This window comes from Microbacterium kyungheense (assembly GCF_006783905.1).
GTDB classification, from domain to species: domain Bacteria; phylum Actinomycetota; class Actinomycetes; order Actinomycetales; family Microbacteriaceae; genus Microbacterium; species Microbacterium kyungheense.
This window is the reverse complement of the sequence record NZ_VFPE01000007.1, coordinates 188,653-215,226: the sequence shown is the minus strand read 5'-3', so window position 1 is coordinate 215,226 and position 26,574 is coordinate 188,653. Positions and strand designations below refer to the sequence as shown.

Annotated in this window: 27 protein-coding genes; 19 read left to right on the top strand and 8 right to left on the bottom strand. The window is 71.5% G+C overall.

Annotation, left to right across the window (positions count from 1 at the left end):
- Positions 1-50: 50 nt before the first annotated feature.
- Positions 51-965: a 1,4-dihydroxy-2-naphthoyl-CoA synthase gene (locus FB391_RS18335; RefSeq protein WP_141896525.1), complete on the top strand. Its 915-nt coding sequence runs from the start codon at positions 51-53 to the stop codon at positions 963-965.
- Between the two features lie 4 nt (positions 966-969).
- Positions 970-2,124, top strand: coding sequence for an AMP-binding protein (locus FB391_RS18330; RefSeq protein ID WP_141896523.1), 1,155 nt, complete (start codon positions 970-972; stop codon positions 2,122-2,124).
- 4 nt (positions 2,125-2,128) lie between these two features.
- Here FB391_RS18330 and FB391_RS18325 read toward each other — a convergent pair whose 3' ends face one another.
- Positions 2,129-2,512, bottom strand: coding sequence for a VOC family protein (locus tag FB391_RS18325; RefSeq protein WP_141896521.1), 384 nt, complete (start codon positions 2,510-2,512; stop codon positions 2,129-2,131).
- Positions 2,513-2,598: 86 nt separating this feature from the next.
- On the opposite strand from FB391_RS18325, the gene FB391_RS18320 reads away from it, so the two are divergent.
- Positions 2,599-3,582, top strand: coding sequence for a 1,4-dihydroxy-2-naphthoate polyprenyltransferase (locus tag FB391_RS18320; protein ID WP_141896519.1), 984 nt, complete (start codon positions 2,599-2,601; stop codon positions 3,580-3,582).
- Positions 3,583-3,638: 56 nt separating this feature from the next.
- Here FB391_RS18320 and FB391_RS18315 read toward each other — a convergent pair whose 3' ends face one another.
- The gene (locus FB391_RS18315; protein ID WP_141896517.1) at positions 3,639-3,938 is read right to left on the bottom strand and encodes a DUF4229 domain-containing protein; all 300 of its coding nucleotides are present in this window, start codon (positions 3,936-3,938) and stop codon (positions 3,639-3,641) included.
- 75 nt (positions 3,939-4,013) lie between these two features.
- Between FB391_RS18315 and FB391_RS18310 the strand changes: the two genes are divergently transcribed.
- The 8 genes from FB391_RS18310 (at position 4,014) to FB391_RS18275 (ending at position 12,166) form a co-directional block, all read left to right on the top strand.
- Entirely contained in the window at positions 4,014-4,496 is a 483-nt protein-coding gene (locus FB391_RS18310) for a PLDc N-terminal domain-containing protein (RefSeq protein ID WP_141896515.1), read from the top strand.
- Between the two features lies 1 nt (position 4,497).
- Positions 4,498-6,321: a 2-succinyl-5-enolpyruvyl-6-hydroxy-3-cyclohexene-1-carboxylic-acid synthase gene (gene menD, locus FB391_RS18305; RefSeq protein ID WP_141896513.1), complete on the top strand. Its 1,824-nt coding sequence runs from the start codon at positions 4,498-4,500 to the stop codon at positions 6,319-6,321.
- Positions 6,322-6,356: 35 nt separating this feature from the next.
- A complete protein-coding gene (locus tag FB391_RS18300; protein ID WP_141896512.1) occupies positions 6,357-7,220 on the top strand; it encodes a polyphosphate kinase 2 family protein in 864 nt (287 codons plus the stop codon).
- 85 nt (positions 7,221-7,305) lie between these two features.
- The gene (locus tag FB391_RS18295; protein ID WP_141896511.1) at positions 7,306-7,659 is read left to right on the top strand and encodes a PadR family transcriptional regulator; all 354 of its coding nucleotides are present in this window, start codon (positions 7,306-7,308) and stop codon (positions 7,657-7,659) included.
- Positions 7,656-8,555, top strand: coding sequence for a permease prefix domain 1-containing protein (locus FB391_RS18290; protein WP_141896510.1), 900 nt, complete (start codon positions 7,656-7,658; stop codon positions 8,553-8,555). The genes FB391_RS18295 and FB391_RS18290 overlap by 4 nt, the downstream gene beginning before the upstream one ends.
- Before the next feature lie 68 nt (positions 8,556-8,623).
- Positions 8,624-9,649, top strand: a complete 1,026-nt coding sequence (locus tag FB391_RS18285) for an ABC transporter ATP-binding protein (RefSeq protein WP_141896509.1) — start codon at positions 8,624-8,626, stop codon at positions 9,647-9,649.
- On the top strand, positions 9,646-10,479 hold the full coding sequence (locus FB391_RS18280; protein ID WP_141896508.1) for an ABC transporter permease: 834 nt from the start codon (positions 9,646-9,648) through the stop codon (positions 10,477-10,479). The genes FB391_RS18285 and FB391_RS18280 overlap by 4 nt, the downstream gene beginning before the upstream one ends.
- A 28-nt stretch (positions 10,480-10,507) precedes the next feature.
- Positions 10,508-12,166 (top strand): DUF885 domain-containing protein, encoded by a 1,659-nt coding sequence (locus FB391_RS18275; protein ID WP_141896507.1) that lies wholly within the window; start codon positions 10,508-10,510, stop codon positions 12,164-12,166.
- 273 nt (positions 12,167-12,439) lie between these two features.
- Here FB391_RS18275 and FB391_RS18270 read toward each other — a convergent pair whose 3' ends face one another.
- The gene (locus FB391_RS18270; RefSeq protein WP_246093607.1) at positions 12,440-13,738 is read right to left on the bottom strand and encodes an isochorismate synthase; all 1,299 of its coding nucleotides are present in this window, start codon (positions 13,736-13,738) and stop codon (positions 12,440-12,442) included.
- A 22-nt stretch (positions 13,739-13,760) separates the two neighbouring features.
- On the opposite strand from FB391_RS18270, the gene FB391_RS18265 reads away from it, so the two are divergent.
- From FB391_RS18265 to FB391_RS18245, 5 genes are all read left to right on the top strand, one after another.
- Positions 13,761-14,495: a DUF402 domain-containing protein gene (locus tag FB391_RS18265; RefSeq protein WP_342778218.1), complete on the top strand. Its 735-nt coding sequence runs from the start codon at positions 13,761-13,763 to the stop codon at positions 14,493-14,495.
- A gap of 10 nt (positions 14,496-14,505) precedes the next feature.
- Complete coding sequence (ubiE, locus tag FB391_RS18260; RefSeq protein ID WP_141896506.1) at positions 14,506-15,300, top strand: bifunctional demethylmenaquinone methyltransferase/2-methoxy-6-polyprenyl-1,4-benzoquinol methylase UbiE; 795 nt, start codon at positions 14,506-14,508, stop codon at positions 15,298-15,300.
- A 9-nt stretch (positions 15,301-15,309) separates the two neighbouring features.
- Positions 15,310-16,365, top strand: coding sequence for a polyprenyl synthetase family protein (locus tag FB391_RS18255; RefSeq protein WP_141896505.1), 1,056 nt, complete (start codon positions 15,310-15,312; stop codon positions 16,363-16,365).
- 77 nt (positions 16,366-16,442) lie between these two features.
- On the top strand, positions 16,443-17,816 hold the full coding sequence (locus tag FB391_RS18250; protein WP_141896504.1) for an FAD-dependent oxidoreductase: 1,374 nt from the start codon (positions 16,443-16,445) through the stop codon (positions 17,814-17,816).
- A gap of 23 nt (positions 17,817-17,839) precedes the next feature.
- A complete protein-coding gene (locus FB391_RS18245) occupies positions 17,840-18,844 on the top strand; it encodes an alpha/beta hydrolase (RefSeq protein WP_141896503.1) in 1,005 nt (334 codons plus the stop codon).
- Positions 18,845-19,107: 263 nt separating this feature from the next.
- Here the strand turns inward: FB391_RS18245 and FB391_RS18240 are convergent, their stop codons facing one another.
- Positions 19,108-19,599: a hypothetical protein gene (locus FB391_RS18240; RefSeq protein WP_141896502.1), complete on the bottom strand. Its 492-nt coding sequence runs from the start codon at positions 19,597-19,599 to the stop codon at positions 19,108-19,110.
- A gap of 232 nt (positions 19,600-19,831) precedes the next feature.
- Between FB391_RS18240 and FB391_RS18235 the strand changes: the two genes are divergently transcribed.
- A complete protein-coding gene (locus FB391_RS18235) occupies positions 19,832-21,925 on the top strand; it encodes a winged helix-turn-helix domain-containing protein (RefSeq protein ID WP_141896501.1) in 2,094 nt (697 codons plus the stop codon).
- A 9-nt stretch (positions 21,926-21,934) separates the two neighbouring features.
- On the opposite strand, the gene FB391_RS18230 is transcribed toward FB391_RS18235, so the two are convergent.
- Both FB391_RS18230 and FB391_RS18225 read right to left on the bottom strand, forming a co-directional pair.
- Positions 21,935-22,258 carry a carboxymuconolactone decarboxylase family protein gene (locus tag FB391_RS18230; RefSeq protein ID WP_141896500.1) on the bottom strand — a complete coding sequence of 108 codons (324 nt, stop codon included), beginning with the start codon at positions 22,256-22,258 and terminating at the stop codon, positions 21,935-21,937.
- A gap of 124 nt (positions 22,259-22,382) precedes the next feature.
- Positions 22,383-22,859, bottom strand: coding sequence for a CinA family protein (locus FB391_RS18225; protein WP_141896499.1), 477 nt, complete (start codon positions 22,857-22,859; stop codon positions 22,383-22,385).
- A 123-nt stretch (positions 22,860-22,982) separates the two neighbouring features.
- On the opposite strand from FB391_RS18225, the gene FB391_RS18220 reads away from it, so the two are divergent.
- Positions 22,983-23,465: a GNAT family N-acetyltransferase gene (locus FB391_RS18220; RefSeq protein ID WP_141896498.1), complete on the top strand. Its 483-nt coding sequence runs from the start codon at positions 22,983-22,985 to the stop codon at positions 23,463-23,465.
- An 11-nt stretch (positions 23,466-23,476) separates the two neighbouring features.
- Here the strand turns inward: FB391_RS18220 and FB391_RS18215 are convergent, their stop codons facing one another.
- Positions 23,477-24,652 carry an alcohol dehydrogenase catalytic domain-containing protein gene (locus tag FB391_RS18215; protein ID WP_141896497.1) on the bottom strand — a complete coding sequence of 392 codons (1,176 nt, stop codon included), beginning with the start codon at positions 24,650-24,652 and terminating at the stop codon, positions 23,477-23,479.
- Between the two features lie 263 nt (positions 24,653-24,915).
- Between FB391_RS18215 and FB391_RS18210 the strand changes: the two genes are divergently transcribed.
- On the top strand, positions 24,916-25,668 hold the full coding sequence (locus FB391_RS18210; RefSeq protein ID WP_185843164.1) for an EAL domain-containing protein: 753 nt from the start codon (positions 24,916-24,918) through the stop codon (positions 25,666-25,668).
- Here FB391_RS18210 and FB391_RS18205 read toward each other — a convergent pair.
- A complete protein-coding gene (locus FB391_RS18205; protein WP_185843163.1) occupies positions 25,658-26,404 on the bottom strand; it encodes a TetR/AcrR family transcriptional regulator C-terminal domain-containing protein in 747 nt (248 codons plus the stop codon). The two genes, FB391_RS18210 and FB391_RS18205, sit on opposite strands and share 11 nt — an antisense overlap.
- Positions 26,405-26,574 lie beyond the last annotated feature (170 nt).

Here is a 26,574-nt window from a genome sequence, read left to right as displayed (position 1 = left end):
CGGATGACGCCCGTATGACGCGCGCCTGCGCCCCGCCGTAGGCTGGGCGCGTGAGTGTCTCGGAACTGTTCGACGAAGACGAGTGGATGCCGGCGGCCGGAGCTCCCGAGGGCGGTTACACCGACATCACCTCGCACGTCTCCACGGACGGACGCATCGCGCGCATCGCCTTCGACCGTCCCGAGGTCCGCAACGCGTTCCGTCCGCACACCGTCGACGAGCTCTACCGTGCGCTCGACCTCGCCCGTCAGGATCCGCGCATCGGCGTCGTGCTGCTCACCGGCAACGGCCCGAGCCCCAAGGACGGCGGCTGGGCGTTCTGCTCGGGCGGCGACCAGCGCATCCGCGGCCGTGACGGCTACAAGTACTCCGAGTCCGAGGAGTCCGTCGGCGCGGACGCGCAGGCGCGCGCCGGGCGCCTGCACATCCTCGAGGTGCAGCGGCTGATCCGGTTCATGCCGAAGGTCGTGATCGCGGTGATCCCCGGGTGGGCGGCCGGCGGCGGGCACTCGCTGCACGTGGTCTGCGACCTCTCGATCGCGTCGGCCGAGCACGGCCGCTTCAAGCAGACGGACGCCGACGTGGGCTCGTTCGACGCCGGCTACGGCTCGGCGTACTTCGCTCGGCAGATCGGGCAGAAGTTCGCGCGCGAGGTGTTCTTCCTCGCAGAGGAGTACTCGGCGCAGCGCGCGTACGAGATGGGCGCCGTCAATCGCGTCGTTCCCCACGCGGCGCTGGAGCAGGAGGCCGTGGCCATGGCCCGGACCATCCTCACGAAGTCGCCGACCGCGATCCGCATGCTGAAGTTCGCGTTCAACGCCGTGGACGACGGCATGGTCGGGCAGCAGGTGTTCGCCGGCGAGGCCACGCGCCTCGCCTACGGCACCGATGAGGCGGTGGAAGGCCGCGACGCGTTCCTCCAGAAGCGGGACCCCGACTGGTCGCCGTACCCCTGGCACTACTGACGCCATGAAGCTCGAACCCGTCGTCGGCGACGACCCGCGTGACATCCTGCGGGCGCTGCGCGGTGCCCTCCACGGCGCCGGCCCTGCCCTCGGGCTCGGCATGGTCGAGGGGTTCCCGACGGAGGTGCGTCCCGGCACCGCCGTGGTCGTCACGACGTCGGGGTCTACGGGCGTGCCGAAGAGCGTCGTGCTGAGCCGCGACGCGCTGACCGCCAGCGCGCTGGCCACCGCGGACCGCATCGGCGACGGCGCGTGGCTCCTCGCCCTGCCGGCGAGCTACGTGGCCGGGCTGCAGGTGCTGGTCCGCTCGCTCGTCGCCGACCGCGAGCCCGCGATCCTGTCGGGCGCGTTCACGCCGCAGGCCTTCACGGCGGCGGCGCTGACCATGACGTCGTCGGTGGGAGGGGAACGTGTGCCCACCTACACGTCGCTGGTCCCCGCTCAGCTGTCCAAGCTGCTGGACGCCGCCGACCACCATGCCCACGCCCTGGCAGCGCTCCGCTCGTTCGAGCGCATCCTCGTCGGCGGTCAGGCGCTCCCGGCGGCGACGCTCGAGCGTGCCGAAGCCGCGGGGGTCCGCATCGCCCGCACGTACGGCTCCACCGAGACCAGCGGCGGGTGCGTGTACGACGGCGTGCCGCTGCGCGGCGTCCAGGTGCGCATCGCGGGCGGCGAGGTGCAGATCTCGGGTCCCACGCTGGCCGAGGGCTACCTCGGCGATCCGGCGAGGACGGATGCCGTCTTCCTGCGTGAAGCCGACGGCCGGCGCTGGTATCGCACGGGCGACGCGGGCCTCTTCGAGGACGGCGTGCTGCGCATCCGCGGCCGCATCGACAACGTGATCGTCTCAGGCGGGGTCAACATCTCGCTGGACCGCGTCGAGCGCATCGTCCGATCGGTCCCCGGCCTCCACACTGCGGTGGTCGTCGGGATCCCGGACGAGCGCTGGGGTGAGGCATCCGTCATCGTCGCCTCACGAGGCGAGGCACTCCGCCGCAGCGAAGCGGTGCAGCTCGACGAGGCGCGCGCCGCAGTTCAGGCCGAGATCGGCCCGCACGCCCGCCCCAAGCGGCTCGTGCTGGTCGACGAACTGGCGACGCTGCCGTCGGGCAAACCCGACCGCGAAGCGATCCGCCGCGCGGTCGCCGCCCTGCACTGACGCGTCAGGCCGCGGGATACGGACCGCTCTGCACCACGCAGAACCGGTTGCCCTCGGTGTCTTCGAGCACGATCCAGTCGGCGTCCTCGGGGTAGTGATCCCAGTCGACCTCGCGCGCGCCGAGGCCCAGCAGCCGCTGCACCTCGGCGGCCTGATCCTCGGCGTAGAGGTCGAGGTGGATGCGCGGCGGGTAGTGCTGCGGATACCCCGTCACCGACAGCGCGAGGCTCGCACCCGGCGCAGCCCAGTGGGACTTGCCGGGCGGGTCGAGGATCACCCAGTCGTCGCTCGGCTCGCTCCGGTCGACGTACCCGAGCGCTGCCCGCCAGAAGTCGCCGGCGCGCGCGATGTCTTCGACCGTCAGGACGATGGTTCCGATGCTCAGCATGCCGCCCATCCTGAGCCGCGCTGCGCACCGCCGGCCAGGGGGTTGACGCCGCGCCGACACAAACCCGAGCCCTATGATGTGCTCTCGTGGCAGGAACCCCGAGCAAGAAGCGCAAGACCGCGGGCCCGAAGAAGCAGCACCCGCGCGGCAACCCCCAGAAGTCCCACGTCTCGCGCGACCCCGCGCACGTCGAGAAGGCGACGACGCGCGACTGGATCGGCGCAGCCCGGCTGCGCACACTGCCGCTCGCGATCACGCCGATCCTGATCGGCACGGGCGCCGCGATCATCGTGACCGATGTGTTCCACTGGGTGATCGCGCTGTTCTGCCTCATCGTGTCGGTGTCGCTGCAGATCGGCGTCAACTATGCCAACGACTACAGCGACGGCATCCGCGGCACCGACGACTTCCGGGTCGGCCCGTCGCGCCTGACCGCGAGCCGCCGGGCGAAGCCGCGCACGGTGCTGATCGTGGCGCTGGCGTTCTTCGCGATCGCCGCCCTCGCCGGGCTCGCGATCACGATCCGCACGCAGCAGTGGTGGCTCATCGCCGTCGGCGCGGTGTGCATCATCGCGGCCTGGTTCTACACGGGCGGCAAGCGTCCGTACGGCTACTACGGCCTGGGCGAGCTCTTCGTCTTCGTCTTCTTCGGACTCGTCGCCACGCTCGGCACGACGTGGGTGCAGGCGCTCGCGCTGCCCCAGGAGGCCTGGTTCGGCGCGGTCGGCGCCGGCCTCATCGCGTGCGCCGTGCTGCTCGCGAACAACCTGCGCGACATCGACCAGGACCGTGCCGCCGGCAAGAAGACCCTCACGGTGCTGATCGGCCGTCGCGCGACGCAGGTGCTGTTCACGGTGTTCCTGCTGCTCGCGTTCCTCATCGCCGTGTTCCTGGCGTGGATCGGCTACCCGATCGCGTGGCTGACGCTCCTGGCGCTGCTCGCGGGCCTCCCCGCGATGCTCATCGTCTGGACCTACCGCGATCCGCGCGAGCTCGTCGTCGCCCTCGGCCTCACGTCGCTGACGTCGGTCGCCTACGGCGCGTTCCTCATGTGGGCCTTCATCGGCTGAGGCTCGGGGGACGGGATGCCGCGGCCCGCGGCATCCCGTCGGTCCGAGGTCGGGCGTCAGGCCTTGGGGGACTCGGGGGAGTCCGTGCCGGCCGCGGCGTCGGCGGCGGCATCCTCCGCCTCTTCGTCGGTCGCGGCTGCCCGCGCCTTGGCGCGGCGGTCGGCGAGACCCGTCGTGACCTCGTCGAGCGGCTTGCGCAGGAACAGCACCGACAGGCTGAGCCCGATGAGCGCCGCGAAGATCGCGGCGAGCCAGTAGTACTCGCGCATGATCGGGAACAGCATCATGATGCCGAAGGGCACGAGGAACGCCAGCAGTCGCAGAACCGAGTAGACGATGGCGGAGCGTGCTTTCACCCGTCCATCCTACGTTTGCGTCACGGAGGGCACCCTCGCCGCCCGGATCGGCCCCGTCCCGCCTAGGATGGGTGCATGGCTCGTGGGCTGCTCATTCTGGCCCTGGTGGCGACAGTGTTCTGGGTCTTCACCATCGTCGACTGCGCCATCCAGCCTCCGATCCGCCATCGCGGCGTGAGCAAGCCGGTGTGGGTGCTGATCGTGGTCCTGCTGCCGGTGCTCGGCGGCATCCTGTGGCTCGCCGTCGGCCGCGCCCGCGGATCGGTCGCCGTGCTCCGCCGCGCACCCGACGACGACCCCGAGTTCCTCGGCACGCTCGGCTCGATCAGCGACCAGGACGAGCGCATCCGCCGGCTGGAAGAGGAGCTCGCGGCGCTGGACTCCGAGGACGACGACCCGAAGTGGAACCCGCCTGCCCGTCCCGCGGCGACCGACGACCCCGCCGCCTCCGGAACCGCGACGCCGGGCACCACCGCCGCCGGGGGCACACCGCCCACGCCGCCGGCACGGCCCGAGGGCGACGACGACGCCCGCGGTCAGCGCGGAGCCATCGGCTGACGTGACCGACCCCCACCGCGCCGACGGCGCCGACGACTTCGCGCCCGCCACCGACGCCGCGGCGGCCCTGCTCGGCCGGCTGGTCGAACTGGGCGTGCGGCACGTCGTGGTGAGCCCCGGCTCGCGGTCGCAGGCGCTCGCCCTGGTCGCCGCGGAACTCGAGCGTCGCGTCGCGATCCGCCTGCACGTGCGCATCGACGAGCGCGTCGCAGGGTTCACGGCGCTCGGCATCGGACGGGAGTCCGGGATGCCGGCGGCCGTCGTCTGCACGTCCGGCACCGCGGTCGCGAACCTGCTGCCGGCCGCGCTGGAGGCCCACCACGCCGGCGTGCCGCTGCTGCTGCTGACCGCCGACCGCCCGCCCGAGCTGCGCGGCGTCGGCGCCAACCAGACGACCCGTCAGCCGGGGATGTTCGCACCGACGGTGCGGTTCGAGGCCGACCTTCCCGTGCCCGAGGCACTCGATCCCGATGGCTCGCACGAGCAGAGCGTCATGCTGCGCGCTGTCGCGGCGTCGGCCGTCGCCGCCGCGCTCGGCGAGGGGACGTGGTCTCCGGGCCCGGTGCACCTGAATCTGCCGTACCGCGAGCCGCTCGCCGGCGCGCTGCCGTCGTGGTTCGGCGTGCCGGCGGCCGAACTGCAGACCGCGTCCGATGTCGATCCCGACGGGCCCCCGACCGAGGGGGAGCCGGAGGACGAGCCGTCCGGAGCCCTCTACCAGGGCGGCGGAGGCATCGGAGAGTCCGACGTGCCCGCCGAGCCGGAGGACGCGCCGTACGTGCTCGAGCGCGGCCCGCGCACCGTGGTGCTCGCGGGCGCCGACGCGGGAGCCGACGCGGAGGCCCTCGCGCACGCGGGCGGCTGGCCGCTCATCGCCGAGATCGTGAGCGGTGCGCGCTTCGGCCGGCAGCTGGTGCACGGCTACCGCGCTCTGCTGCGCGACCCCGGGCTCGGCGGGCGCATCGAGCGCGTCGTCGTGCTGGGGCACCCCACGCTCAGCCGAGAAGCCGCACGCCTGCTCGCGGACCCCGACGTCGAGGTCGTCGCGGTGCGCGGCCCGGGCGAGCCGCTCAACCTCAACGGTGCGACCGTCGCCGTCGACCGCATCGCCGTCGCGACGGGCGACGGCGACCGCGCGTGGCTCGGCGAGTGGATGCGGGCGTCCCGCGCCGCGGCCGTCGACCTCACGCCTCCTGCGCCCGACGCCGACGGCCTGTCGTCCGCCGAACCCGCCGAGCGGCTCGGCGCCATCGCCGCCGAGCTGCAGGTCATCCGCGCGCCGCTGGACCGCGTCGCGCTCGTCGACGCGGTGTGGCGCGCGACCTGGCCGCACGACCGGCTCGTGTTCGGGTCGTCGCGTCTGGTGCGGGTGGCCGACGAGGTTCTGCCGGGCAAGAAGGTGCCGGTGCACGCCAATCGGGGACTCGCCGGCATCGACGGCACGATCGCCACCGCGACCGGCATCGCGGTCGCGAGCCAGGCGGGCGCCGGGGCCGGCGTCACGCGCGTGCTGCTCGGCGATCTCGCGGTGCTGCACGACGTGGGCGCGCTGCTGCTGCCGCCCCACGAGGACGAGCCGCGGATCCAGCTCGTCGTGGGCAACGACGGCGGCGGAACGATCTTCGACGGCCTGGAGGTGGCCGGCGTCGCCGGCGCCGAGGCGATGGATCGTGTGCTCTTCACGCCGCACGCGGTGCGACTGGAACAGCTCGCCCTCGCCTACGGCTGGGAGTACCGGCGGGTCACGACCCGGTCCGCGCTCGACCAGGCGCTCACGTCGCCCGTCGGGGGCCGCCAGCTCATCGAGGTCCCGCTGGAGCGTTGAGCCCCGGCATCCCGGATGTGGGCCATGATGGGCCCATGATCGCCACGAGTCAGAAGCACTGGAGCGGCGATGTCGCCGACCTCCTGCGCGTCGGTGACGGGTTCGTCCTCGCCGACGTCGATCCCCGTTCCACGCCTGGATACGAGCACGACAAGCACGCCGCCGCCGAGGATCTGAAGGCCGGCGCGCAGCAGCTCGACGAGTTCCAGGAGCGCCTGTTCGCGCAGAGCCGGGTGGATGCGACGGATGCCTCGGTGCTGCTCGTGCTGCAGGCGATGGACTCGGCCGGCAAGGGCGGGATCATCCGGCACGTCGTCGGGTCGACCGACCCTCAGGGCATCGCGCTCGCCGCGTTCAAGAAGCCCACGCCCGAAGAACTGGAGCACGACTTCCTGTGGCGGGTCGAGAAGCGGCTGCCCGAACCCGGGCTGATCGGCGTGTTCGACCGGTCGCACTACGAGGACGTGCTCATCGGCCGTGTGCGCGCGCTCGCTCCGGCAGAGGAGATCGAGCGTCGGTACGGCGCGATCAACGACTTCGAGAAGCGTGTGGTCGACTCCGGCACGCGCATCGTGAAGGTCATGCTCCACATCTCGCGCGACGAGCAGAAAGAGCGCCTCATGGAGCGCCTGGACCGCCCCGACAAGCACTGGAAGTACAACCCGGGCGACGTCGACGAGCGCGAACTGTGGCCGTCGTACATGGCGGCGTACCAGACCGTGTTCGAGCGGACGTCCACCGACCAGGCCCCCTGGTACGTCGTGCCCGCGAACCGCAAGTGGTACGCGCGGCTGGCGGTGCAGCACCTGCTGCTCGAAGCGCTGGAGTCCATCGACCCGCACTGGCCGGCCGCGACGTTCGACGTCGCCGCCGAGAAGGCACGGCTCGCGGCGAGCTGACCTGGCGCGCGTCAGGGAGGGCCCGGAACTCGGCCTGACAAAGTAGTTGATGCTTGCGAGTACTTGACGTGATACAGTACTTGGCATGACACAAGACGACGCGTTCGCAGCCGACCTGCTGCGCGGGCACACCGACACGATCGTGCTCGGCGTGCTCCGGCGCGGCGACGCGTACGGCTTCGAGATCTACAAGGCGATCCGCGACGCGACCGGCGGCGACTACGAGATCAAAGAGGCGACGCTCTACGCCACGTACCGCCGCCTCGAGAAGGACGGCCTGGTCGAGTCCTACTGGGGCGACGAGTCCCAGGGCGGCCGCCGCAAGTACTACCGCATCACTGACGCCGGCCGCGCGGTCTTCCGCGGCAACGTCGCGGCGTGGACGGCCACCCGGCGCATCATCGACGAACTGCTCGACGTGAAGGAGAGCCAGCAATGAACACCGACATCCATCGCCTTCTCGACGAGGCGTTCCAGGGGATCGAGATGACCCCCGACGCACAGGACCTGAAAGAAGAGGTGCGCGCGAATCTGATGTCCCGCGCCGACGAGCTCGAGGCCGCGGGGGTGACGCCGGGCGACGCCGCGCACCAGGCCATCGCCGAGCTGGGCGACGTGCGGGCCCTCCTCGAAGAGACGGCGGATGCCGCGCCCCAGCGCTCGACCGACGCCTACGTCGCGCTCATGCAGCGCCATCGCGTGCGCCCGAAGCCGGGCTTCGTGGTGCGGACCGTGGTGTGGTCGATCGCGGCGGTGGTCGGGATCACGCTCGCGATCCTCGGCGCGAGCGGCGTCCTCCCGCTTGCGCTCGGCGCCCAGATCGGGCTGTTCGGCATGGCGTCGACGGGTCTCGCGCTGCTCGTCGGCGACTCGCTCTCGCAAGAGACGACCACCAATCACCCGATGCCGCAGAACCGCGCCGCCGGCTACTTCCTCGCGACGCTGCTCGGCGCGTTCGGCCTCGGCTTCGTCGCCCTCGTCGCCTTCGGGTCCATGCCGATGTGGGGGATCGTGTTCGCCGCTCTCGGTGTGATCGCGTCGATCATCCTGTTCTCGTTCCTCGGCGCCACGCAGACCAATCGCCACAAGGCGTGGACGCGCCAGCTCGCCGCCGCCACGCCGCCCAACCGGTTCGAGCGCGAGCCCGAGACCGCCGCGCGATTCGGCGTGTACACCGCCGCCATCTGGCTCGTCACCTTCGCCGTCATCGCGGTGCTGGTGTTCACGGTCGGCTGGTGGTGGGCGCCGATCGCCTTCGTGGGCGGGTTCGCGCTCATGATGCTGCTGCTCGCCCGCATGATGTTCACCCCCGAGAAGTCCGACAAGAAGTCCTGACCCGGGAGGGCCGTGCGGCGGCCCTCCCGGCGACATATCCACCCATTCGAAGGAAGGGATGCTTCGCCATGCCCGAAAACAACGCCATCGTCGCCCGCGACCTCGTGAAGGTCTACCCGGGCCGCGGGCGCCGACCCGCCGTGCGAGCGCTGGACGGCCTCGGATTCTCGGTCGCCGCGGGCCGCGTGTTCGGACTGCTCGGCCCGAACGGCGCCGGGAAGTCCACCACCACCAAGATCCTCACGACCCTGTCACGTCCCACGAGCGGCTCAGCGACCGTCGCAGGCCACGACGTCGCCGCCGACCCGGCGGCCGTCCGCGCCGCGATCGGCTACGTGTCGCAGGGCGTCAGCACGGATGCGCTCCTCACCGCGCGCGAGAACCTCGAGATCGCCGCGCGCTTGCGCGGGGTCGGTGCCGGGGATGCCCGCGGCCGTGCCGCACACCTGCTCGACGAGTTCGGGCTGGCCGAGGCATCCACTCGTCCTGTCGGGTCGTTCTCCGGCGGCATGCGCCGGCGGCTCGATGTGGCGGCGGCGCTCGTGCACCGGCCGCGCGTGCTGTTCCTCGACGAGCCCACGACGGGGCTCGACCCCGAGGCGCGCGCCGCGATGTGGGCCGAGATCCGGCGGCTGTCGGGAGAGGAGGCCCTCACCGTGGTGCTCACCACGCACTACATGGAAGAGGCCGACCGCCTGGCCGACGAGCTCCTGCTCGTCAACAAGGGCCGCGCCGTCGTGCAGGGCACGCCGGACGAGCTGAAGGCGGCGCTCCACGGCGACTCGCTGCGCGTCTCGCTCGTCGAGCCCGACGCCGACGCCGTGCGCGCCGCCATCGCCCGCGTTCCGGGCCTGCGCGACGTCGTGATCGAGGCGTCGGGCGTGGACGGCGTCCTCGCCGCCCGCACCGACGACGCGTCGGCTGCCGTCGGCGCCGTCATCGGGGCGCTGGATGCCGCCGGCATCCGCTTCGGCCAGGTCGCGGCATCCCACCCCACCCTCGACGACGTGTACCTGCATTTCGTCGGCCACACCTTCGGCGACCCTTCGACAGGCTCAGGGACCGGAGAGCTCACCGAAGGAGTCGCAGCATGACCACGATCGCCCTCACCACCGCGCCGGCCGCGCCGTCCCGCGCCGGCTGGTTCACCCAGACAGGCCAGGTGCTGCGCCGCTGGCTCATCGCCACGCTGCGTCAGGTATGGGGACCGGTGATGTCGCTCATCCAGCCGGTCATCTGGATCGTGCTGTTCGGTCAGGTGTTCCAGTCGCTGGGCGCGCTGCCCCAGTTCGCCCCGTCGACAGGCTCAGGGACCGCGGGCTACATCGACTATCTCGTGCCCGGCATCCTCATGATGACGGTGCTGTACTCGGGCGCATGGGCCGGCACGGGCTACATCGACGACATCAACTCGGGCGTCATGGACCAGTACCTGACCTCGCCGGTGTCGCGGTCGGCCATCGTCACGGGGCAGCTCGTGCAGCAGCTGATCATCAACCTCGCGCAGTCACTCGTGGTGCTGGGCATCGGCTGGCTCGCCGGGGCACGCTACCCGGGCGGCGCCGGCGGGATGCTCGTGGCCCTCGGCGTGGCCACGCTGCTCGCGACGATCTTCTGCTGCGCCTCGACGGCCGTCGCGCTCACGGCGCGCAGCCAGGTCGCCCTCATCAGCCTGTCGCAGCTCATCGTGCTGCCGGCGACCTTCCTGTCGACGACCATGATGCCCGCCGACCTCATGCCGCAGTGGGTGCAGGACGTCTCGCGCTGGAACCCGATGACGTGGGCCGTCGAGCTCGGCCGCGGGGGCCTCACCGGCATGTACCCCGACAACGGGTGGTGGCAGGTCGCGGGTCTCACGGTCCTGGCGGCACTCGCCTTCGTGTGGGCGATGCGGTCGATCCGCGCCTACCAGCGCTCGGTGTGACGGGTCCGGTCGAGCTTAGGGTGGACCGGTGAGCTCTGACCCGGTCCGCGACATCGCGGACGCCTACGTCCGCGAACTCGCCCGCCACGAGCCCGACGCCGCACTGGCGCTCGGGCTCGAGGCGCGTCCGCTGCCGGACCTGTCACCGGAGTGGCTCGTCGCCAAATACGACCTGCAGGGATCGACGCTCGCCGCGCTGGAAGCAGCGGGCGCCGGCGATGCGGTCCTGAGCGCCGCCCTGCGCGAGCGGCTCGAGCGGGAGCGGCTGCTGTTCGACACGGGCTTCACGCCGCGCCTCGTCGCGGGGCTCGCGACGCCCGTGCACCTCGTGCGGTACGCGTTCGAAGGCACGACCGTGACGGCGGATGCCGCCGGGCGGGCCGTGCTCGCCAAGCTCGAAGCCGCGCCGGCGGCGGTGCGCGAGTACATCGCCGCCCTGCGCTGGGCGCGCGACCAGTCGGGGCGCTTCCGCGGCGGCGGCGTCGCGCCGGTGCGCCAGCTCGACGGACTCGCGGCCCAGGTCGCGATGTGGGTCGAGACGCACTGGTTCGGCTCGCTGCCGGTCGCCGAGGATGCCGACGCCGCCACCGTCGCGCGCGTGCGGTCGGCGGCGGATGAGATCGGGGTCGCCCTCGCCGAGCTCGTCGCGGTGCTGCGCGACGAGCTGCGCCCGCTCGCCCCGACCGTGGACGGCGTCGGCGATGCCGTCTACGCAGACCTCGCAGCCGGCATGCTCGGCGCTCGCGTCGACCTCGACGACACGTACGCCTACGGCTGGTCCGAGCTGGAGCGACTCGTGTCGGAGGCGCGCGTCCTCGCACGGGAGCTCGGCGGCTCGGGTGATGAGCCGGTGCGGTCGGCGGCATCCCTCCTCGATTCCGACGCCCGGTACCGGCTGGACGGCGTGGCGGCGATCCAGGCATGGCTGACCCGGCGTGTGGGCGAGACGATCGACGCGGTCGTGCCGGCGTTCGACCTGCCGCAGGCGGTGCACGACGTGGAGTGCCTCGTGTCGGAGGCGGCGACCGGCGTCGTCTACTACACCCCCGGTGCGCCCGACGGCTCGACGCCCGGCAAGGTGGTGTGGACGATCCCGAGCGGCGTGCCCGTCGCGGCGACGTGGCAGGAGGTCACGAGCGTGCACCACGAGGGAGTGCCGGGCCATCACCTCCAGTTCGTGCTGACCGCGTCCTACCCCGAGCTGCATCCGTGGCAGCGCCACCTGTGCCACATCCACGGCTATGCCGAAGGGTGGGCGCACTACGCCGAGCAGCTCGCCGACGAGCTGGGCCTGATCCGCGACCCGGCCGAGCGGCTGGGGCTCGTCCTCGGCCAGATCTGGCGCTCGGTGCGCATCGTGGCCGACATCGGGCTGCACACCGGACGACCGATCCCGCCGAACGCGCTCGTCGCGGCGGGGGAGTGGACCCCCGCGATCGCCCGCGACCTGCTCGTCGACCTCGCCCTCGTCGAGCCCGCGCTCGCCGGCTTCGAGGTCGACCGCTACCTCGGGTGGCCGGGGCAGGCGCTCGCCTTCAAGGTCGGCGCGCGGCTGTGGAACGAGGCGCGGACCGCGCACCGTCAGCGGCTCGGGGACGCGTTCTCGCTGCGTGACTTCCACCGCGACGCCCTCGCCCTCGGCCCCATGGGCCTCGACCCGCTGCGGGAGCTGCTGGCCGGCGGCTGACGCGGGAAGCCCGGGCCGACCGACCTGCGGGTGGTCGATCCCGGCCCGCGCGCCGCGGTCGGTCCCCGCCGACGTCGGTCGCGGTCGCAACGGGTACTGTCTCAAAAACGCGATGAACTCCCGGTTCACATGAGTCGATGAACTTCCAGTTCACATGCGTGTTGGGTTGTGTCGTGTGAGCCGGAAGTTCATCGCGGTTTCGGGATACAGCCACCTGCGGGCGAAGCGTCCGGCGTCACGCTGAGCGCGAACGAGGCGACGCGCGACGACGGTTCAGGCGAGGGCGTCGACGATCGGGCGGAACTTCACCCGCGTCTCGAGCAGCTCGCTCTCGGGGTCGCTCGCGGCGACGATGCCGGCGCCGGCGTGGGCGACGACCGGAATGGTGTCGGAGTACTCCGCGTAGCGCCGTGCGGGGCCGGCCCCGATCTGCGCGCAACGCAGCGCGATCGCCCATTCGCCGTTGCCGTCGCCGTCGACCCAGCCGACCGGGCCGGCGTAACGCCCGCGGTCGAAGGGCTCGAGGCGGCGGATCGCGTCGAGTGCGGCATCCGTCGGCGTGCCCGCCACGGCGGCCGTCGGGTGGAGCGCCGCGACGAGGTCGAGCGACGACGCGTGGTCGGCGAGATCGCCCGCGACATCGGTGGCGAGGTGCCACAGGTTCGGCAGCTTCAGGGTGAAGGGCTCGGGGTCGGCACGCAGGTGGCGCGTGTGGGGGCCGAGGGCATCGAGCACGCTCTGCACGGCGAAGCGGTGCTCGCCGAGGTCCTTGTCGCTGTGCGCGAGAGATGTGGATGCGGCCGTGTCGTCGTGTGCGTCGGTCCCGCGCGGGATCGTCCCGGCGAGCACGCGCGCGGTCACGACGCCGCGGGAGGCGGTCACGAGCGTCTCGGGGCTCGCCCCGATCAGGCCGTCGACGGCGAACGTCCACGTGTCGGGGTAGTCGTGGGCGAGGGCGCGCACGAGACGCCGCAGGTCGGCGCCGGCGGGGATCGTGCCGACCAGATCGCGGGCGAGGACGACCTTGTCGAGCTCGCCCGCTCGGATGGCATCCACGGCGGCGCGCACGGCGGCCTGGTAGCCGGCCGGATCGAGGGTGCCCGGTCCGAGCGTGCCCGACCAGTGCGGGCCATACGGCCTCGGCCGGACGACGGGCGCTTCGAGCTCGGCGGCGGTCGAGCGGATGCGCGTGACCCACGAGCGTCCGCGGTGGCGTCCCACGACGACCTGCGGCACGATGAGACGGCTCGTCCCCGAGGAGCGCTTGTCGAACACGAGCGTGCCGAAGGCGACCAGCCCCGTGCCGGGGAGCCCCACCGGGTCGTCGACCTCTGCCATGGCTGCGAGGTGACGCCACGCGTCCGCCGGCGCCGGGATGCTGTGACGGTCGATTCCCGGAGGCATACCGGGACCGTTCTCGTACCCGCCGACGGTGCCGATGCCGACGATGCCGTCGCCGCGGCGCAGCCACGCGAGCGGCTCGTCGGGCGAGGCATAGGCGAGCAGATCGTCGACGTGCTCGATCTCGCGGGTCTCGACCACCAGCTGCGGCGGGCGGCGCGAAGATGTCACCCCTCCAGCCTAGACTCGCGAGGTGACCGACGCCGCCGCCGCACAGCCCAGCCCGCACCGTCCCGACCGGCCCGAGGTCGGAACCGCGCTGCAGTTCCGCTGGCGCAAATGGGACGGCGGGCCGCACTGGGTCAACGACGAGGTCTACCTGGGCAGCGACCGGTGGGGCGACTGGCTCGGCCAGCGCGCCGGCTGGCGCAACGTGCGCCCCGGCCGCGCGTTCCCGGCCGAGCACGACAGCGTCACGCTGCTCCCGCCGACCGGCGACTTCGCGTACACCTACAACGCGGCTCCTCACCCGACGCGCGTCTACATCGACGTCGCGTGGGATGTGCGGTGGGATGACGGCGTCCCGACCGGCATCGACATGGACCTCGACGTCGTCCGGCGCGAACCCGCCGAGCCGTACGTCGACCGCGAGGGCGTGCTGCGCAGCCCCGGCGACGTCTACATCGAGGACCGTGACGAATGGGACGAGCATCGCGTGGCCTACGGCTACCCGCTCGACCTCGTCGACAGGCTCGAAGCCGTCGCGGTGGACCTCGAGCAGCGGGTGCGCGCCGCCGAGCCGCCGTTCGACGACGCGACGGCCGCGCACTGGCTCGCGCGCCTGGCGGCGCTCCCGCCCATCGCACCTCCCGAGCCTGTGACGTTCCCCGCGCCTGACGGCGCGGAGGGTCACGAGGACTCGACGGCCACGGACCCCGCCGATCCCGCCGACGCGTCCGCCCTCGGCGCGCCAGGCCCCGCGGCCTAGACTCGAGCCCGTGGCCCCGCACCCCTCCGATCACGAATCCAACCGCGCCGACCTGCACAAGGACCCGTCGCGCGTGAGCGGCATGTTCGACCAGGTCGCCGCCGGCTACGACCGCACCAACACCGTGCTGAGCCTCGGCAACGACCGGTTCTGGCGGGCCGCGATGGTGCGTGCCGTCGACCCGCGCCGCGGCCAGCGCATCCTCGACCTCGCCGCCGGCACCGCCATGTCCAGCGCGGCCCTCGCCGGACGCGGCGCCGAGGTCGTCGCCGCGGACTTCTCGCCCGGCATGCTCGCCGAGGGCGAGAAGCGCTACGGTCCGAAGGCGCCGGGCGGCGGCATCCCGAACCTCTCATTCGTCGAGGCGAACGCCACCGACCTGCCGTTCGCCGATGACGAGTTCGACGCCGTCACGATCTCGTACGGCCTGCGCAACGTCGATGACCCGAAGAAGGCGCTGCACGAGATGCTGCGCGTGACGAAGCCGGGCGGGCGACTGGTGGTGTGCGAGTTCTCGCAGCCGCCGTCGAAGCTGTGGGGCGGGCTCTACCGCTTCTACAACGACCGCGTGCTGCCGGTCGCCGCGCGGGCGGTGAGCTCGAACGCCGACGCATACGACTACCTGAACGAATCGATCCGCGACTGGCCGGACCAGCGCCGGCTGTCGGCGTGGATCCGCGAGAGCGGCTGGACCGAGGTCGCGTACCGCAACCTGTCGCTCGGGATCGTCGCTCTGCACCGCGCCGTGAAGCCTTTCCCGGTCGTTGAGCGGGCGACGAAGGAGCGAGACGAAACGCCCCGGTAGGCTGGCAGGGTGACACCGACCGTGCCGGGCTCGCGTATCGCGGGCAAGCTGGGCTTGACCGACCGCGTCTTCGCGGGCGCGCGTTCGCGCGGCCTGCGCAAGACGGTCGACGAGGGCCTGAAGCGCGTCGACCTCGCCCTTGAAGCCGAACTGCACGCGACCGACGCCCTGGTCGACGCCACCAGCCGCTACCTGTACGACGCGGGCGGCAAGCGCGTGCGGCCGATGCTGGCTCTGCTGACCGCCCAGCTCGGCGACGGTGCGACCGACGAGGTGATCCAGGCGGCCACGGCCCTGGAGATCACGCACCTCGGCTCGCTGTACCACGACGACGTGATGGATGCCGCAGACAAGCGCCGCGGCGTGCCCAGCGCCCACGCGGTCTGGGGCAACAACATCGCGATCCTGACCGGCGACCTGCTGTTCTCGCGCGCCAGCCAGATCATGGCCCGCAACGGCGACCGCGCCATCCGGCTGCAGGCCGACACGTTCGAACGTCTCGTCCTCGGGCAGATGCACGAGACCGTGGGGCCGACGGACGCGGACGACGCGGTCGAGTTCTACCTGCAGGTGCTGTCCGACAAGACGGGGTCCCTCATCGCCGCCGCCGCACAGGCAGGCGTCATCTTCTCGAACGGACCCGAGGAGTTCGAGCAGCCGATGGTGACGTTCGGCGAGAAGGCCGGCGTGGCCTTCCAGCTTCTGGACGACGTCATCGACCTGTCCGCCGATCCGGGCGAGACCGGCAAGGTTCCCGGAACCGACCTGCGCGCCGGCGTGCCCACGATGCCCTACCTCGTGCTCGCGCAGCGCACGGACGCCGATGCGGTCGCGCTGCGCGCCCGCATCGACGAGGGCGTCGCGCAGATCGCCGACGGGGCCGACCCTGCGCTCCTCGACGAGCCGCTCGCACACCTGCGCGACCACGAGGCCACGCAGGCCACTCTCGACCTCGCGCACGCGTGGTCGCACGAAGCCATCGAGGCGCTGGCGCCCCTGCCCGACGGCGCGGTGCGCGAAGCGCTCACCCGGTTCGCGCAGGCCGTCGCCGACCGCTCCAGCTAGCCGCGTCGGCGTTTCGTCTCGCTTCGCTCGCTCAACGATCGGAGCCGGGGCGAGCCCCGACTTCCGAAAGGACACCCATGACCAAGCTCCGACTGGCGATCGTCGGTGCCGGACCGGCGGGCATCTACGCCGCCGACATCCTGCTGAAGGCCGAGCGCAAGTTCGACGTGTCGATCGACCTGTTCGAGCAGCTGCCGGCGCCCTACGGACTCGTGCGCTACGGCGTCGCCCCCGACCACCCGCGCATCAAGGGCATCATCACGGCCCTCCGCGAGGTGCTCGACCGCGGCGACATCCGCATCTTCGGCAACGTGCGCTTCGGCGAGGACATCACGCTCGATGATCTCAAGCACCACTACAACGCCGTCATCTTCGCCACCGGTGCGGTCCGTGACACCGACCTCGACATCCCCGGCATCGACGCCATCGGCTCGTACGGTGCCGCGGACTTCGTCAGCTGGTTCGACGGGCACCCGGACGTGCCGCGCGAATGGCCTCTGGACGCGGCGTCGGTGGGTGTCATCGGCAACGGCAACGTCGCGCTCGACGTCGCGCGCATGCTCGCCAAGCATGCCGAGGACCTGCTGCCCACCGAGATCCCCGACAACGTGCACACGGGACTGGCCGCTTCGCAGGTCACAGACGTGCACGTGTTCGGCCGCCGCGGGCCCGCGAACGTGAAGTTCACACCGCTGGAGCTGCGTGAGCTCGGCGAGCTGCGCGATGTCGACATGGTCGTCTACGACGAGGACTTCGACTACGACGAGGCCGCGCAGGCGGCGATCGCGAGCAACAAGCAGGTCATGGTGATCGACCGGGTGCTGCAGTCGTGGCGCACGCGGCCGTCGGTCAACAACGCCGGGGGGACGGCATCCCGTCGTCTTCACCTGCACTTCTACGCCAAGCCGGTCGAGGTGAAGACCGACGACCAGGGTCGGGTGTCGGCGTTCGTGTACGAGCGCACGCGTCCCGACGGCGAGGGCGGCGTGGTCGGCACCGGCGAGCTGCGCGAGGTGCCGTTGCAGTCGCTGTACCGCGCGGTCGGCTACTTCGGCTCGCCGCTCGCCGGCGTCCCTTTCGACAAGAAGCACGGCGTCATCCCCAACCGGGAGGGGCAGGTCCTCAGCAAGGACTCCAACCAGCGCGTCAACGGCGTGTACGCCACAGGCTGGATCAAGCGCGGGCCGGTCGGTCTCATCGGCCACACCAAGTCCGACGCGATGGAGACCGTTCGTCACCTGATCAACGACCAGGGCACGTGGTGGCAGCCGGCCGACCCGTCGGAGGAGGCGATCCCCGCGCTTCTCGCCGAGCGCGGTGTGCGCTGGACCGATCTCGACGGCTGGCACCGTCTCGACGAGCACGAGATCGCTCTCGGCGCGCCGCACGAGCGGGCGCGCATCAAGGTCGTCCCGCGCGACGAGATGGTGACGATCTCCCGCGGGGAGTGACGGGGCCGCCATAGGCTGAGCCCATGGCCGGGCCGTCGCTTGCGTGGGTCCCCGACATCCTGGGGAAGCCGTTCGAGCAGCTCACGATGCCGCTCGGCGTCCAGGGCGCACAGGGCGAGCTCGTCGCGACGCTCGTGCGCAGCATCCCGAATCCGCTGCTGACGCTGTTCGCGCCGCTGCGCGACGTCGATGTGCTGTACGTCCACGGCTGGTCGGACTACTTCTTCCAGCGCGAGGTGGCGCAGTTCTGGACGAGCCGCGGCGCCCGCTTCTACGCGCTCGACCTGCGACGCTACGGGCGGAGCCTCCGCCCCGGGATGACGCCCGGCTACATCGACCGGCTCGAGGACTACGACATCGACCTCGCGGCGGCCCTCGACGCGATGGGACAGGGATCACCGCAGGAGCCGTCGGTGCGCCGGCTGGTGCTCATGGGGCACTCGACCGGGGGTCTCATCTTGACGCTGTGGGCGTCGCGGCACGCCGGCCGGGCGGCCGCGCTCGTGCTGAACAGTCCGTGGCTCGAGCTGCAGCTCGGGGCGATCGGGCGCCACGCGCTCGCGCCGCTGGTCGAGATGCGCGCCAGATGGGACCCGCGGGGCGCGCAGCCCGAGGTCGACTTCGGGTTCTACACCCGTGCTCAGCAAGAGATCGGTTCGCTTCCCGACGATCCCGAACGCGCGACGTGGCGGCCCGACCGCGGATTCCCGACCGCGCCGGGCTGGCTCGCGGCGGTGATGGACGGGCACCGCGCGGTCGCGGCGGGGATCGAGGTCGGCTGCCCCGCGTTCGTGATGCTGTCGGCGCACTCGACGCCGCCGCTGTCGTGGAAGGACACGATGACCACGACCGACTCCGTGCTGTGGGTCGATGACATCGCCCGGGCGGCGACGCGCATCGGCCGCAACGTCACGCTGGCGCGCATCGAGGGGGCGATCCACGACGTCTTCCTGTCGCGTCCGGAACCTCGCGCCGAAGCGTTCGCGATGCTGCGGCGCTGGTCAGACGGCTATATCGTCCACCACTGATGCGTGCAGCCTTGTCCCCCGAAGAGGGGACAGACTTGGTTGTACCAATCGGGTTAGGCTTGTCGCGAGGCGTCCCCAGCGCCTCAGGGAAGGGACCTCCCCAAGAAACCTTCCCACCGTCGCAGGTGCCGTTCGCCGGGGGGTGGACGAGCGTGAATGCCAGCGACGACAGGCCCCGGGCGTCCCCAGCGCCCGGGGCCTTCTACGTCGTGCGGGGACAGCCCGATGGCAGGGATGCCGCGGCACCCGGCATCCTCGATCGCTCAGCGCTTGCGGGGCTTCGGCTCGGGACGCACCAGGGCGCGGATGATGAGCGTGTACACCGCGAGCGACAGGACATAGCCGAGCGCGTAGACGACCAGCTCCTGCACCAGGAAGCGGCTGTAGACGAGTTCGCCGTCGACGATCGCCGGTGACGCCACGCCCACGAAATACGCGGCGGTCTGGCCGGCGGCGAAGATCGCCAGCAGCGCCAGCGCCGCCAGGATCGCGAACCAGATGCGGGTGCGCCACACGCGCCCGGTGGCGGCCATCGCCGTCGAGGCCGTCCAGTCCGGCACCTGGGGGTCAAGAGCGCCGTTGACCTTGGGGATCAGGATGATCGCCGCCAGGAACAGGCCGTTGAGCCACGGGCCGCCGAGCGCGGCGAGTCCCGGGTCGCCAGCCCCGCCGTGCACGAACTGCGGGATCAGGAGGAGGACGAGCACCGGCAGGGTCGCCGCGGCGGCGGACAGGACGGCACGGAACAAGCGCATGGCCCGAGCTTAGGGGGCGGATCCTCTGCCGATCGGCGAGGGCGGTTGTCGCAGTTCATGCTGACCCCCTACCATGCGGTGAGTGCCGGAGATGCTCCGCGAATCGGTCCTGGGGGGACGCGATCTGCAAACGGTTCTGCTCGAAAGCAAGACCGAAATCCCACGTCCCACGTCGAGCGCGGTCAAAAGAACGCGCCAGATCAGGCGGGCGCGCGACAGCGGTGCGCGCGTCGTGTCGGTCGCGGCTCCCGCCGGATACGGCAAGTCCACGATGCTCACCGAGTGGGCGGCGACGGAGAGCCGCCGGGTCGCATGGGTCTCGCTCGACCGCACCGACGACGACCCCGCGCTCCTGCTCCCGCTCATCGCCGCGGCCTGCGCGCCGTTCTCGCCTCTGGCCGACGCCGTCATGGCCGACATGCGCGGCGTCGGTGCCGGCGCGCTCGGAAGATCCGCGCCGATGCTGGCGGCGGCTCTCGCATCCACGCCGGTGAGCTTCGTGCTGTTCATCGACGATGCGCACCTGGTCGCCTCCGAGGAATGCCAGGACGCGCTCGAAGTCGTGCTGTCGCGCATCGCGCCCGGATCGCAGGTCGTCCTGGCCAGTCGGCAGGAATCACCGCTCATCGCCCGGCTGCGCAGCACCGGAGACGCGTGGGACGTGTCCGCCGCAGACCTCGTGTTCGACCGCGTGGAGGCACGGGCGGTCTTCGCGGCCGCGGGGGCGGCCGACGTGGACGATGAGGCGCTGGCGGAGGTCGTCGCACGGTGCGAGGGCTGGCCGACCGGTCTGTTCCTCTGCGCCCTCGTCGCCCGGTCGTCCGCGGCACCCGTGACGGCCACCGGGAGCGACCGCTACCTCGCGGACTACCTCTATCGCGAGTGCCTGGCCCGCCTTCCCGAGGAGCTGCAGTCCTTCCTCCGCCGCAGCTCGGTGCTCGACCAGCTGTCGCCCGAGGTCTGCAACGCCGTGCTCGGCATCGAGAACGCGCGCGCCCTGATCCATCGGGTCGAGACCGGCAACCTCTTCCTCGTCCGCGCGGACCGCAACGGGGACTGGTTCAGATTCCACGCCCTGTTCCGCGAGTTCCTCCTCGCCGAGCTGGAGCGCGCCGAGGGCGCGACGGCGGTCGCGGAGCTGCACCGGCGTGCGGCCTCGTGGCATGAAGCGCATCAGGCGCCGATCCTCGCGGTCGAGCACTGGATCAGCGCCGGCGAATACGAGCGCGCGAGCGGTCTCGTGGCCGAACTGGGACTCGGCCTGTACGGGACGGGACAGGTCGCCACCGTGCGTCGATGGCTGCACGATCTCGGCGACGACATCCTGCTGGCGCACCCGGCACTGGTCGTGTCGATGACGTGGACGGCGATCCTCCTCGGCGACGTCCGGGCGGGCGAGCGGTGGGCGAGCGCCCTGGACGACATCCGCGTGGAGGATCTGCCGGCGGCCGACCGCCTGCTCTTCGAGTCCGCGCGGGCGATGGTCCGTGCCGCGATGTGCGAGCACGGCTACAGGAGGGTCGGCGCAGACGCCGCGTTCGCCTTCGAGCACGAGCCGGTGAAGAGCCCGTGGCGGGATCAGGCGCTTCACCTGTACGGCATGGCGGCCCTCCTCGCCGGCGACGAGCAGACGGCCCGCGTCGCCTTCGAGCAGGCCGTCCCGCTCGCGACGGCGATGGGGAACCCCGACACCGTGATCCTCAGCGAGCCCGAGCTCGCGCTGATCGCGATCGACGAGGGCCACTGGGCCGTGGCCGCCGAGCATGCGCAGCGGGGTGTGGACGCGATCGACGCGAGCCACATGGAGGGCTACCCCACGACGGCACTGGCGCTCGCGGTGGCCGCCCGGGTCGCGCTGCACGGCGGCGACCATGCCGCGGGCGGGCGGTTGCTGGCGCGCGGGATGCGCGCTCGGATCGGCTGCACGCACCTCATGCCGTACGTGTCGGTGCGGGTGCGGGTGCAGCTCGCGCGGGCGCACCTGATGCTGGGCGACCGCGCCGCGGCGGCGCACCTGCTCCGAGAGAGCGACGACATCGTGCGGATCCGACCCGACCTGGGGACGGCAGGTGCCCAGGTCGAGGAGCTGCGGGTGGCGCTGTCGGTCGAGCCGATGACCGGCGGATCCGTCCCTCTCACCCCTGCCGAACTGCGGCTCCTGCCCTACCTTCAGACGCACCTGACGATCGCCGAGATCGGCAAGCGGCTCTTCGTCTCGCGCAACACCGTCAGCTCGCAGCTGGGCTCGATCTACCGCAAGCTGTCGGCGACATCCCGCAGCCAGGCCGTCGAACAAGCCGACGCGCTCGGCCTCCTGGGCGACTGAGCGGCGGGCTCAGCCGTCGACGCCGAGGTCGTCGCTGTCGCCGTACCCGAGTGCATGGGCGATCCGCGGCGCCTGTGCCACGACGCGGGGCAGTCCGACGATGCCGACCAGCCCATCGAGGACGGCGATGATCTCGTCGGATTCGACCCCGGCCGCGATGGCGTCGTCGACAGCCGCGCGCATCGACGCGTCGGGGGCCCCGACGGCGATGAGCGCCGCGATGCGCACCAGCGCGGCCGTCCGCCACTCCAGCTGCATCGTGGGCGACTCGGCATTCGACGCGAGGCGCGCGTCGTTGATGCAGTATCGCCGCAGCAGCTCTGGTGCGTCCATGGGGCTCACGTCTCTTCCGATCGCCGGGGGTGGTGCGTAGGTGCCATTCCACGGCGGAAACCGCGATCGCGCACCACCCAGAGTGAATGATCCGACGCGGCACTCGTCGCTCGAGGGGGCAGGATCAGTGAGCGGCGGACGGTGCGTCCGACACCCGGTCGAGCAGCAGCGCCAGGGCGGCGTCGACCGTCTGCGTCAGCACCTCTTCGGGATCGCCGCTGAGGGTCAGCAGGCGTGCGCCGGAGTCTGTCGCCGTCGCCCAGCCGAGGTAGACGGTCCCGGGCGGATGCCCGTCTTCGGGGTCGGGACCGCCGACGCCCGTCGTCGAGACGGCGATGTCGGCGCTGAGCAGCTCCCGTGCCCCGGCCGCCAGCTGCGTCGCGCAGACGTCGGAGCACGGGTCGATGCCGGTCGGCAGGCCCAGCAGTCGCTCCTTCACCTCGGTGCGGTAGGCGACGATGCCGCCGCAGAACCACTCCTGCGCGTCCGGGCCGCTCCCCACGGCACTGGCGAGCATGCCCGACGTGAGCGATTCGGCGACCGCGATGCGCACCCCGCTGCTCCTGCAGGCGTGCGCCAGGCGTTCGGCATCCGTCTTCATCGATCCTCCGAGCCTCGGTGTCAGCCGCGACGTTACCGGGCGCGCCGCGACCAGGGAGCACGATTGTGCACCACAGGACGTCGTGCTACCGGTGCTGGCGCGGCGTGGGGTTGACTGGATGCCATGCCGATCCACGCCGACGATGTGACGATCCGCCCCATCGAGGTCTCGGACGCGGGAGAGGTGCTCACGCTTCAGCGCGCCGCTTTCGTCCAAGAGGCCCTGATCTACGACACGGTCCGGATGCCGGCGCTCACCCAGACGCTCGAAGAGGTCGAGGCCGAGCTCGTCGGCAACCTCGGTTGCGTCGCCCTGGTGCAGCACCGGGTGGTCGGTGCGGTGCGCGCGCGGCGGGACGGCGAGCTGCTCCTCGTCGGTCGCCTCGTGATCGCGCCGGACGTGCAGGGTGCCGGCATCGGATCCCTGCTGCTCGAGGCTGTCGAGGACCGGGGAAGGGCAGTGGGATGCCGCACGACGGAGCTCTTCACCGGCTCACTGAGCGAGGCCAACCTGCGCGTGTACACGAGACTCGGCTATCGCGAGACGCAGCGCGTGGACGGGGATGACGGGATCCAGCAGGTCTTCCTGCGCAAGCCCCTCGGCTGAGGCTCCTCGCGTCACGGGGTGAGGACCACCTTGACGCATCCGTCCTCCTTCTTCTGGAACGTCTCGTACAGGGCGGGCGCATCCTCCAGCGGCACGCGGTGGGTGACCAGATCCATCACCCCGAGCGGATCTGCGGGGTCCTCGACGATGGGCAGCAACTCGTCCGTCCACCGCTTCACGTTGCACTGGCCCATGCTCAGCGTCACCTGCTTGTCGAACAGCGTCTTCATCGGCATGAGATCGGCGTCGCCCGCGTAGACGCCGCTGATCGACACCGTGCCACCGCGGCGGACCAGATCGATGGCGGCGTGGAGCGCTGCGAGGCGGTCCATCCCGGCGGTCTCCATGACCTTCTGTGCGACGGCATCGGGCAGCAGCCCGACCGCCTGCTGCGCGAACTTCACCACGCCGTTCCCGTGGGCTTCGAGCCCGACGGCATCCACCACGGCATCCGGGCCACGGCCGTCGGTCAGATCGCGCAGATGCCCGACGACGTCGTCTGTCAGGTCGAATGCGTCCACGCCGTGCCGCTCGGCCATCGCGCGCCGCTCGGGGACCGGGTCGACCGCGAGCACGCGGCATCCGCGGTGCACACCGATGCGGCTGACGAACTGGCCCACCGGTCCAAGCCCGAGGACCGCCAGCGTGCCGCCCTCGGGCAGCCGCGCGTACTCCACCCCCTGCCACGCCGTCGGGAGGATGTCGCTCAGGAAGAGGTACCGCTGGTCCGGCAGGTCCGACCCGACGCGCACCGAGTTGTACTCGGCGAGCGGCACCCGCAGCAGCTCCGCCTGTCCGCCCGGGACCTGGCCGTACAGCTTCGTATAGCCGAACAGCGCAGCGCCGCTGCCGTACTCGGTCACCTGCGTGGTCTCGCATTGCGATTGCAGGCCGTGCCGGCACATGAAGCAGTGGCCGCACGCGATGTTGAACGGCACGACGACCCGGTCGCCGACGGCGAGCGTCGTCACCTCGGAGCCCACTTCGACGACGACGCCCATCGACTCGTGGCCGAGGATGTCGCCGGCGTCCAAGAACGGCCCGAACAGCTCATAGAGGTGCAGGTCCGAGCCGCAGATCGCCGTCGACGTGATGCGCACGATGGCGTCCGTCGGTTCCTGGATCGTCGGATCGGGCACTGTCTCGACGCTGATGTGCCGCTTTCCCTGCCATGTCACCGCACGCATGGGGCCGCTCCCGTCTGTTCGACCGCGGCGTCAGCCGTGGTGTCAGCCGAATCGCTCACGAGGTGAACGTACGCGGGCGCAGCGGTGGACGCCCGCGGGTTGACGGGAACCCCCGTGGATGCGACGATGGCGCCTCGCCGGACGCGGTGGCCGCATAGTCGGTCGACGACGTCCCGTCAATATGCCGGGCTGCGCCTTCGACCACTGCCATGATGGCTGCAGCGGGGGCCGTCGTCATGCCCCGTGAAGTGGGGATCCGGCACATGGTCGAGTTCGCGGAACTGTCGCGCGCACTGCGTGGTGCGCTGCGGCGTGGCGAGCTGTCGGCGTGGTTCCAGCCCCAGCTCGATCTGCGGACCAATCGCGTCGTCGCCGCCGAGGCGCTCTGCCGGTGGCATCACCCGACCTGGGGGCCCATTCCTCCGACGCAGTTCATCCCGATCGCCGAAGAGGACGGGACGATCGGCGAGATCGGCGAGTTCATGGCGACGGAGGCCATGACGGCGATGACCGACTGGGCGATCGACATGTCGGTGAACGTGTCACCGGCACAGCTGGAGGACGCCGCCTTCACCACCTGGCTGGAGCGCATGATCCTGCGCATCCGCCGGCCGGCGAGGCGCCTGACCTTGGAGATCACCGAAGGACGCCACCTCGGGGACGTCCCGGCCCTGGTCGCCCGGCTCGATCGCCTGCGCGGTCTGGGGGTGGGAATCGCGATCGACGACTTCGGCTCCGGACAGGCCTCGCTCACCCAGGCCCGACGGCTTCACGCCACCGAGCTCAAGATCGACCGCGGACTCGTCAGCGATGACTCGCCCGATGCGTCCCGGGTCGTGGCCGATGCGGTGGCCCTCGCCCATGACGCGCACATCCGCGTGGTCGCGGAGGGCGTCGAGACCGCGGACCAGCTCGACAAGGTCACGCGCCTGGGATGCGACCGTGCGCAGGGCTACCTGCTCAGCCGGCCGGTGTCGAGAGATGCCATGGCACGGCTTGCCGCGGCTATCGTGTGAGCTCGCGGTCCAGCCGGTCCAGGAGGGCCTCGAGCGATACCTCGAACTCCTCGTCGCTGCGGTCCTCACTGAGCATGTCCCGAAGGCGGAGAACCTCGGGAGCGTCCTCGAGCACGGAAGCATCGTCTGTCGGTGCGGCATCGGGGTGCGACGGCGCGGACTCGCCCTCGTCGATGGGCGCGTCCACAGGACCGGTCGGCGCGCCCCGGGTCGCGGACTCCAGCAGCAGCTGGCCGAGCAGGAAGCTGGTGAACGACCGGTAGGTGTCCACCGCCTGCCTGTCCGAGAAGCCCTGCCGGATCAGGGTGGTAAGGAACGCATTCACGGCCTCCACGCTGCGCAGCGGGGGCCGCAGCCACGGCGCCGCCGGATGCCGGGTGGCCACGAGCGGGAACACGCGCGGGTGCTCGATCGCGATGCGCCGGATCGCGTGCGCGCTTGTCTGCAGGTAGCCCTGCCAGTGCTGCGTGGGGTCGGCGTCGAGATGCGGCATCAGATCGGCCATCAGCAGGGCCACGACACCCTCGAGCAGGTCCTCCTTGCCGTGCACGTAGCGGTAGAGCGACATCGCCTCGACGCCCAGTTCCTGCGCGAGCGACCGCATCGACAGGCTCTGCACGCCGGAGACGTCGATCTGTGCGAGCGCCGTCTCGACGATCAGCTCGCGGCTGAGCCGTGCCGCCGAGGGTCTGGCGGCGGCCGAGTCCACGGCGTCCGCGTTCTCATGTGCTGCCATGACGGTCATCCTCCTCCACGTGGGCTCTTGGTTCGAGGGGTTGCTCGCGACGGGCCGCCGCGAGGTATGCTCGCGACAAGGCTTACGCTGTAAGCGGTTGTTCGCGGTCCACCCCTTCTGCATCGCCTGCTCGAAAGGCTCCCCATGCTCGCTCATCCCGCACGAGCCTC

Excerpts from the sequence above, each read along its gene's own strand:
- FB391_RS18240 (WP_141896502.1), bottom strand. The coding sequence starts at position 19,599 with ATGCGCTTGTTCCGTGCCGTCCTGTCCGCCGCCGCGGCGACCCTGCCG.
- FB391_RS18205 (WP_185843163.1), bottom strand. The coding sequence starts at position 26,404 with ATGGCAGCACATGAGAACGCGGACGCCGTGGACTCGGCCGCCGCCAGA.
- FB391_RS18325 (WP_141896521.1), bottom strand. The coding sequence starts at position 2,512 with ATGCTGAGCATCGGAACCATCGTCCTGACGGTCGAAGACATCGCGCGC.
- FB391_RS18310 (WP_141896515.1), top strand. The coding sequence starts at position 4,014 with ATGGCTCGTGGGCTGCTCATTCTGGCCCTGGTGGCGACAGTGTTCTGG.
- FB391_RS18300 (WP_141896512.1), top strand. The coding sequence starts at position 6,357 with ATGATCGCCACGAGTCAGAAGCACTGGAGCGGCGATGTCGCCGACCTC.
- FB391_RS18230 (WP_141896500.1), bottom strand. The coding sequence starts at position 22,258 with ATGGACGCACCAGAGCTGCTGCGGCGATACTGCATCAACGACGCGCGC.
- FB391_RS18280 (WP_141896508.1), top strand. The coding sequence starts at position 9,646 with ATGACCACGATCGCCCTCACCACCGCGCCGGCCGCGCCGTCCCGCGCC.
- FB391_RS18220 (WP_141896498.1), top strand. The coding sequence starts at position 22,983 with ATGCCGATCCACGCCGACGATGTGACGATCCGCCCCATCGAGGTCTCG.
- FB391_RS18245 (WP_141896503.1), top strand. The coding sequence starts at position 17,840 with ATGGCCGGGCCGTCGCTTGCGTGGGTCCCCGACATCCTGGGGAAGCCG.
- FB391_RS18295 (WP_141896511.1), top strand. The coding sequence starts at position 7,306 with ATGACACAAGACGACGCGTTCGCAGCCGACCTGCTGCGCGGGCACACC.
- FB391_RS18215 (WP_141896497.1), bottom strand. The coding sequence starts at position 24,652 with ATGCGTGCGGTGACATGGCAGGGAAAGCGGCACATCAGCGTCGAGACA.
- FB391_RS18330 (WP_141896523.1), top strand. The coding sequence starts at position 970 with ATGAAGCTCGAACCCGTCGTCGGCGACGACCCGCGTGACATCCTGCGG.
- FB391_RS18210 (WP_185843164.1), top strand. The coding sequence starts at position 24,916 with ATGGTCGAGTTCGCGGAACTGTCGCGCGCACTGCGTGGTGCGCTGCGG.
- FB391_RS18225 (WP_141896499.1), bottom strand. The coding sequence starts at position 22,859 with ATGAAGACGGATGCCGAACGCCTGGCGCACGCCTGCAGGAGCAGCGGG.
- FB391_RS18290 (WP_141896510.1), top strand. The coding sequence starts at position 7,656 with ATGAACACCGACATCCATCGCCTTCTCGACGAGGCGTTCCAGGGGATC.
- FB391_RS18285 (WP_141896509.1), top strand. The coding sequence starts at position 8,624 with ATGCCCGAAAACAACGCCATCGTCGCCCGCGACCTCGTGAAGGTCTAC.
- FB391_RS18250 (WP_141896504.1), top strand. The coding sequence starts at position 16,443 with ATGACCAAGCTCCGACTGGCGATCGTCGGTGCCGGACCGGCGGGCATC.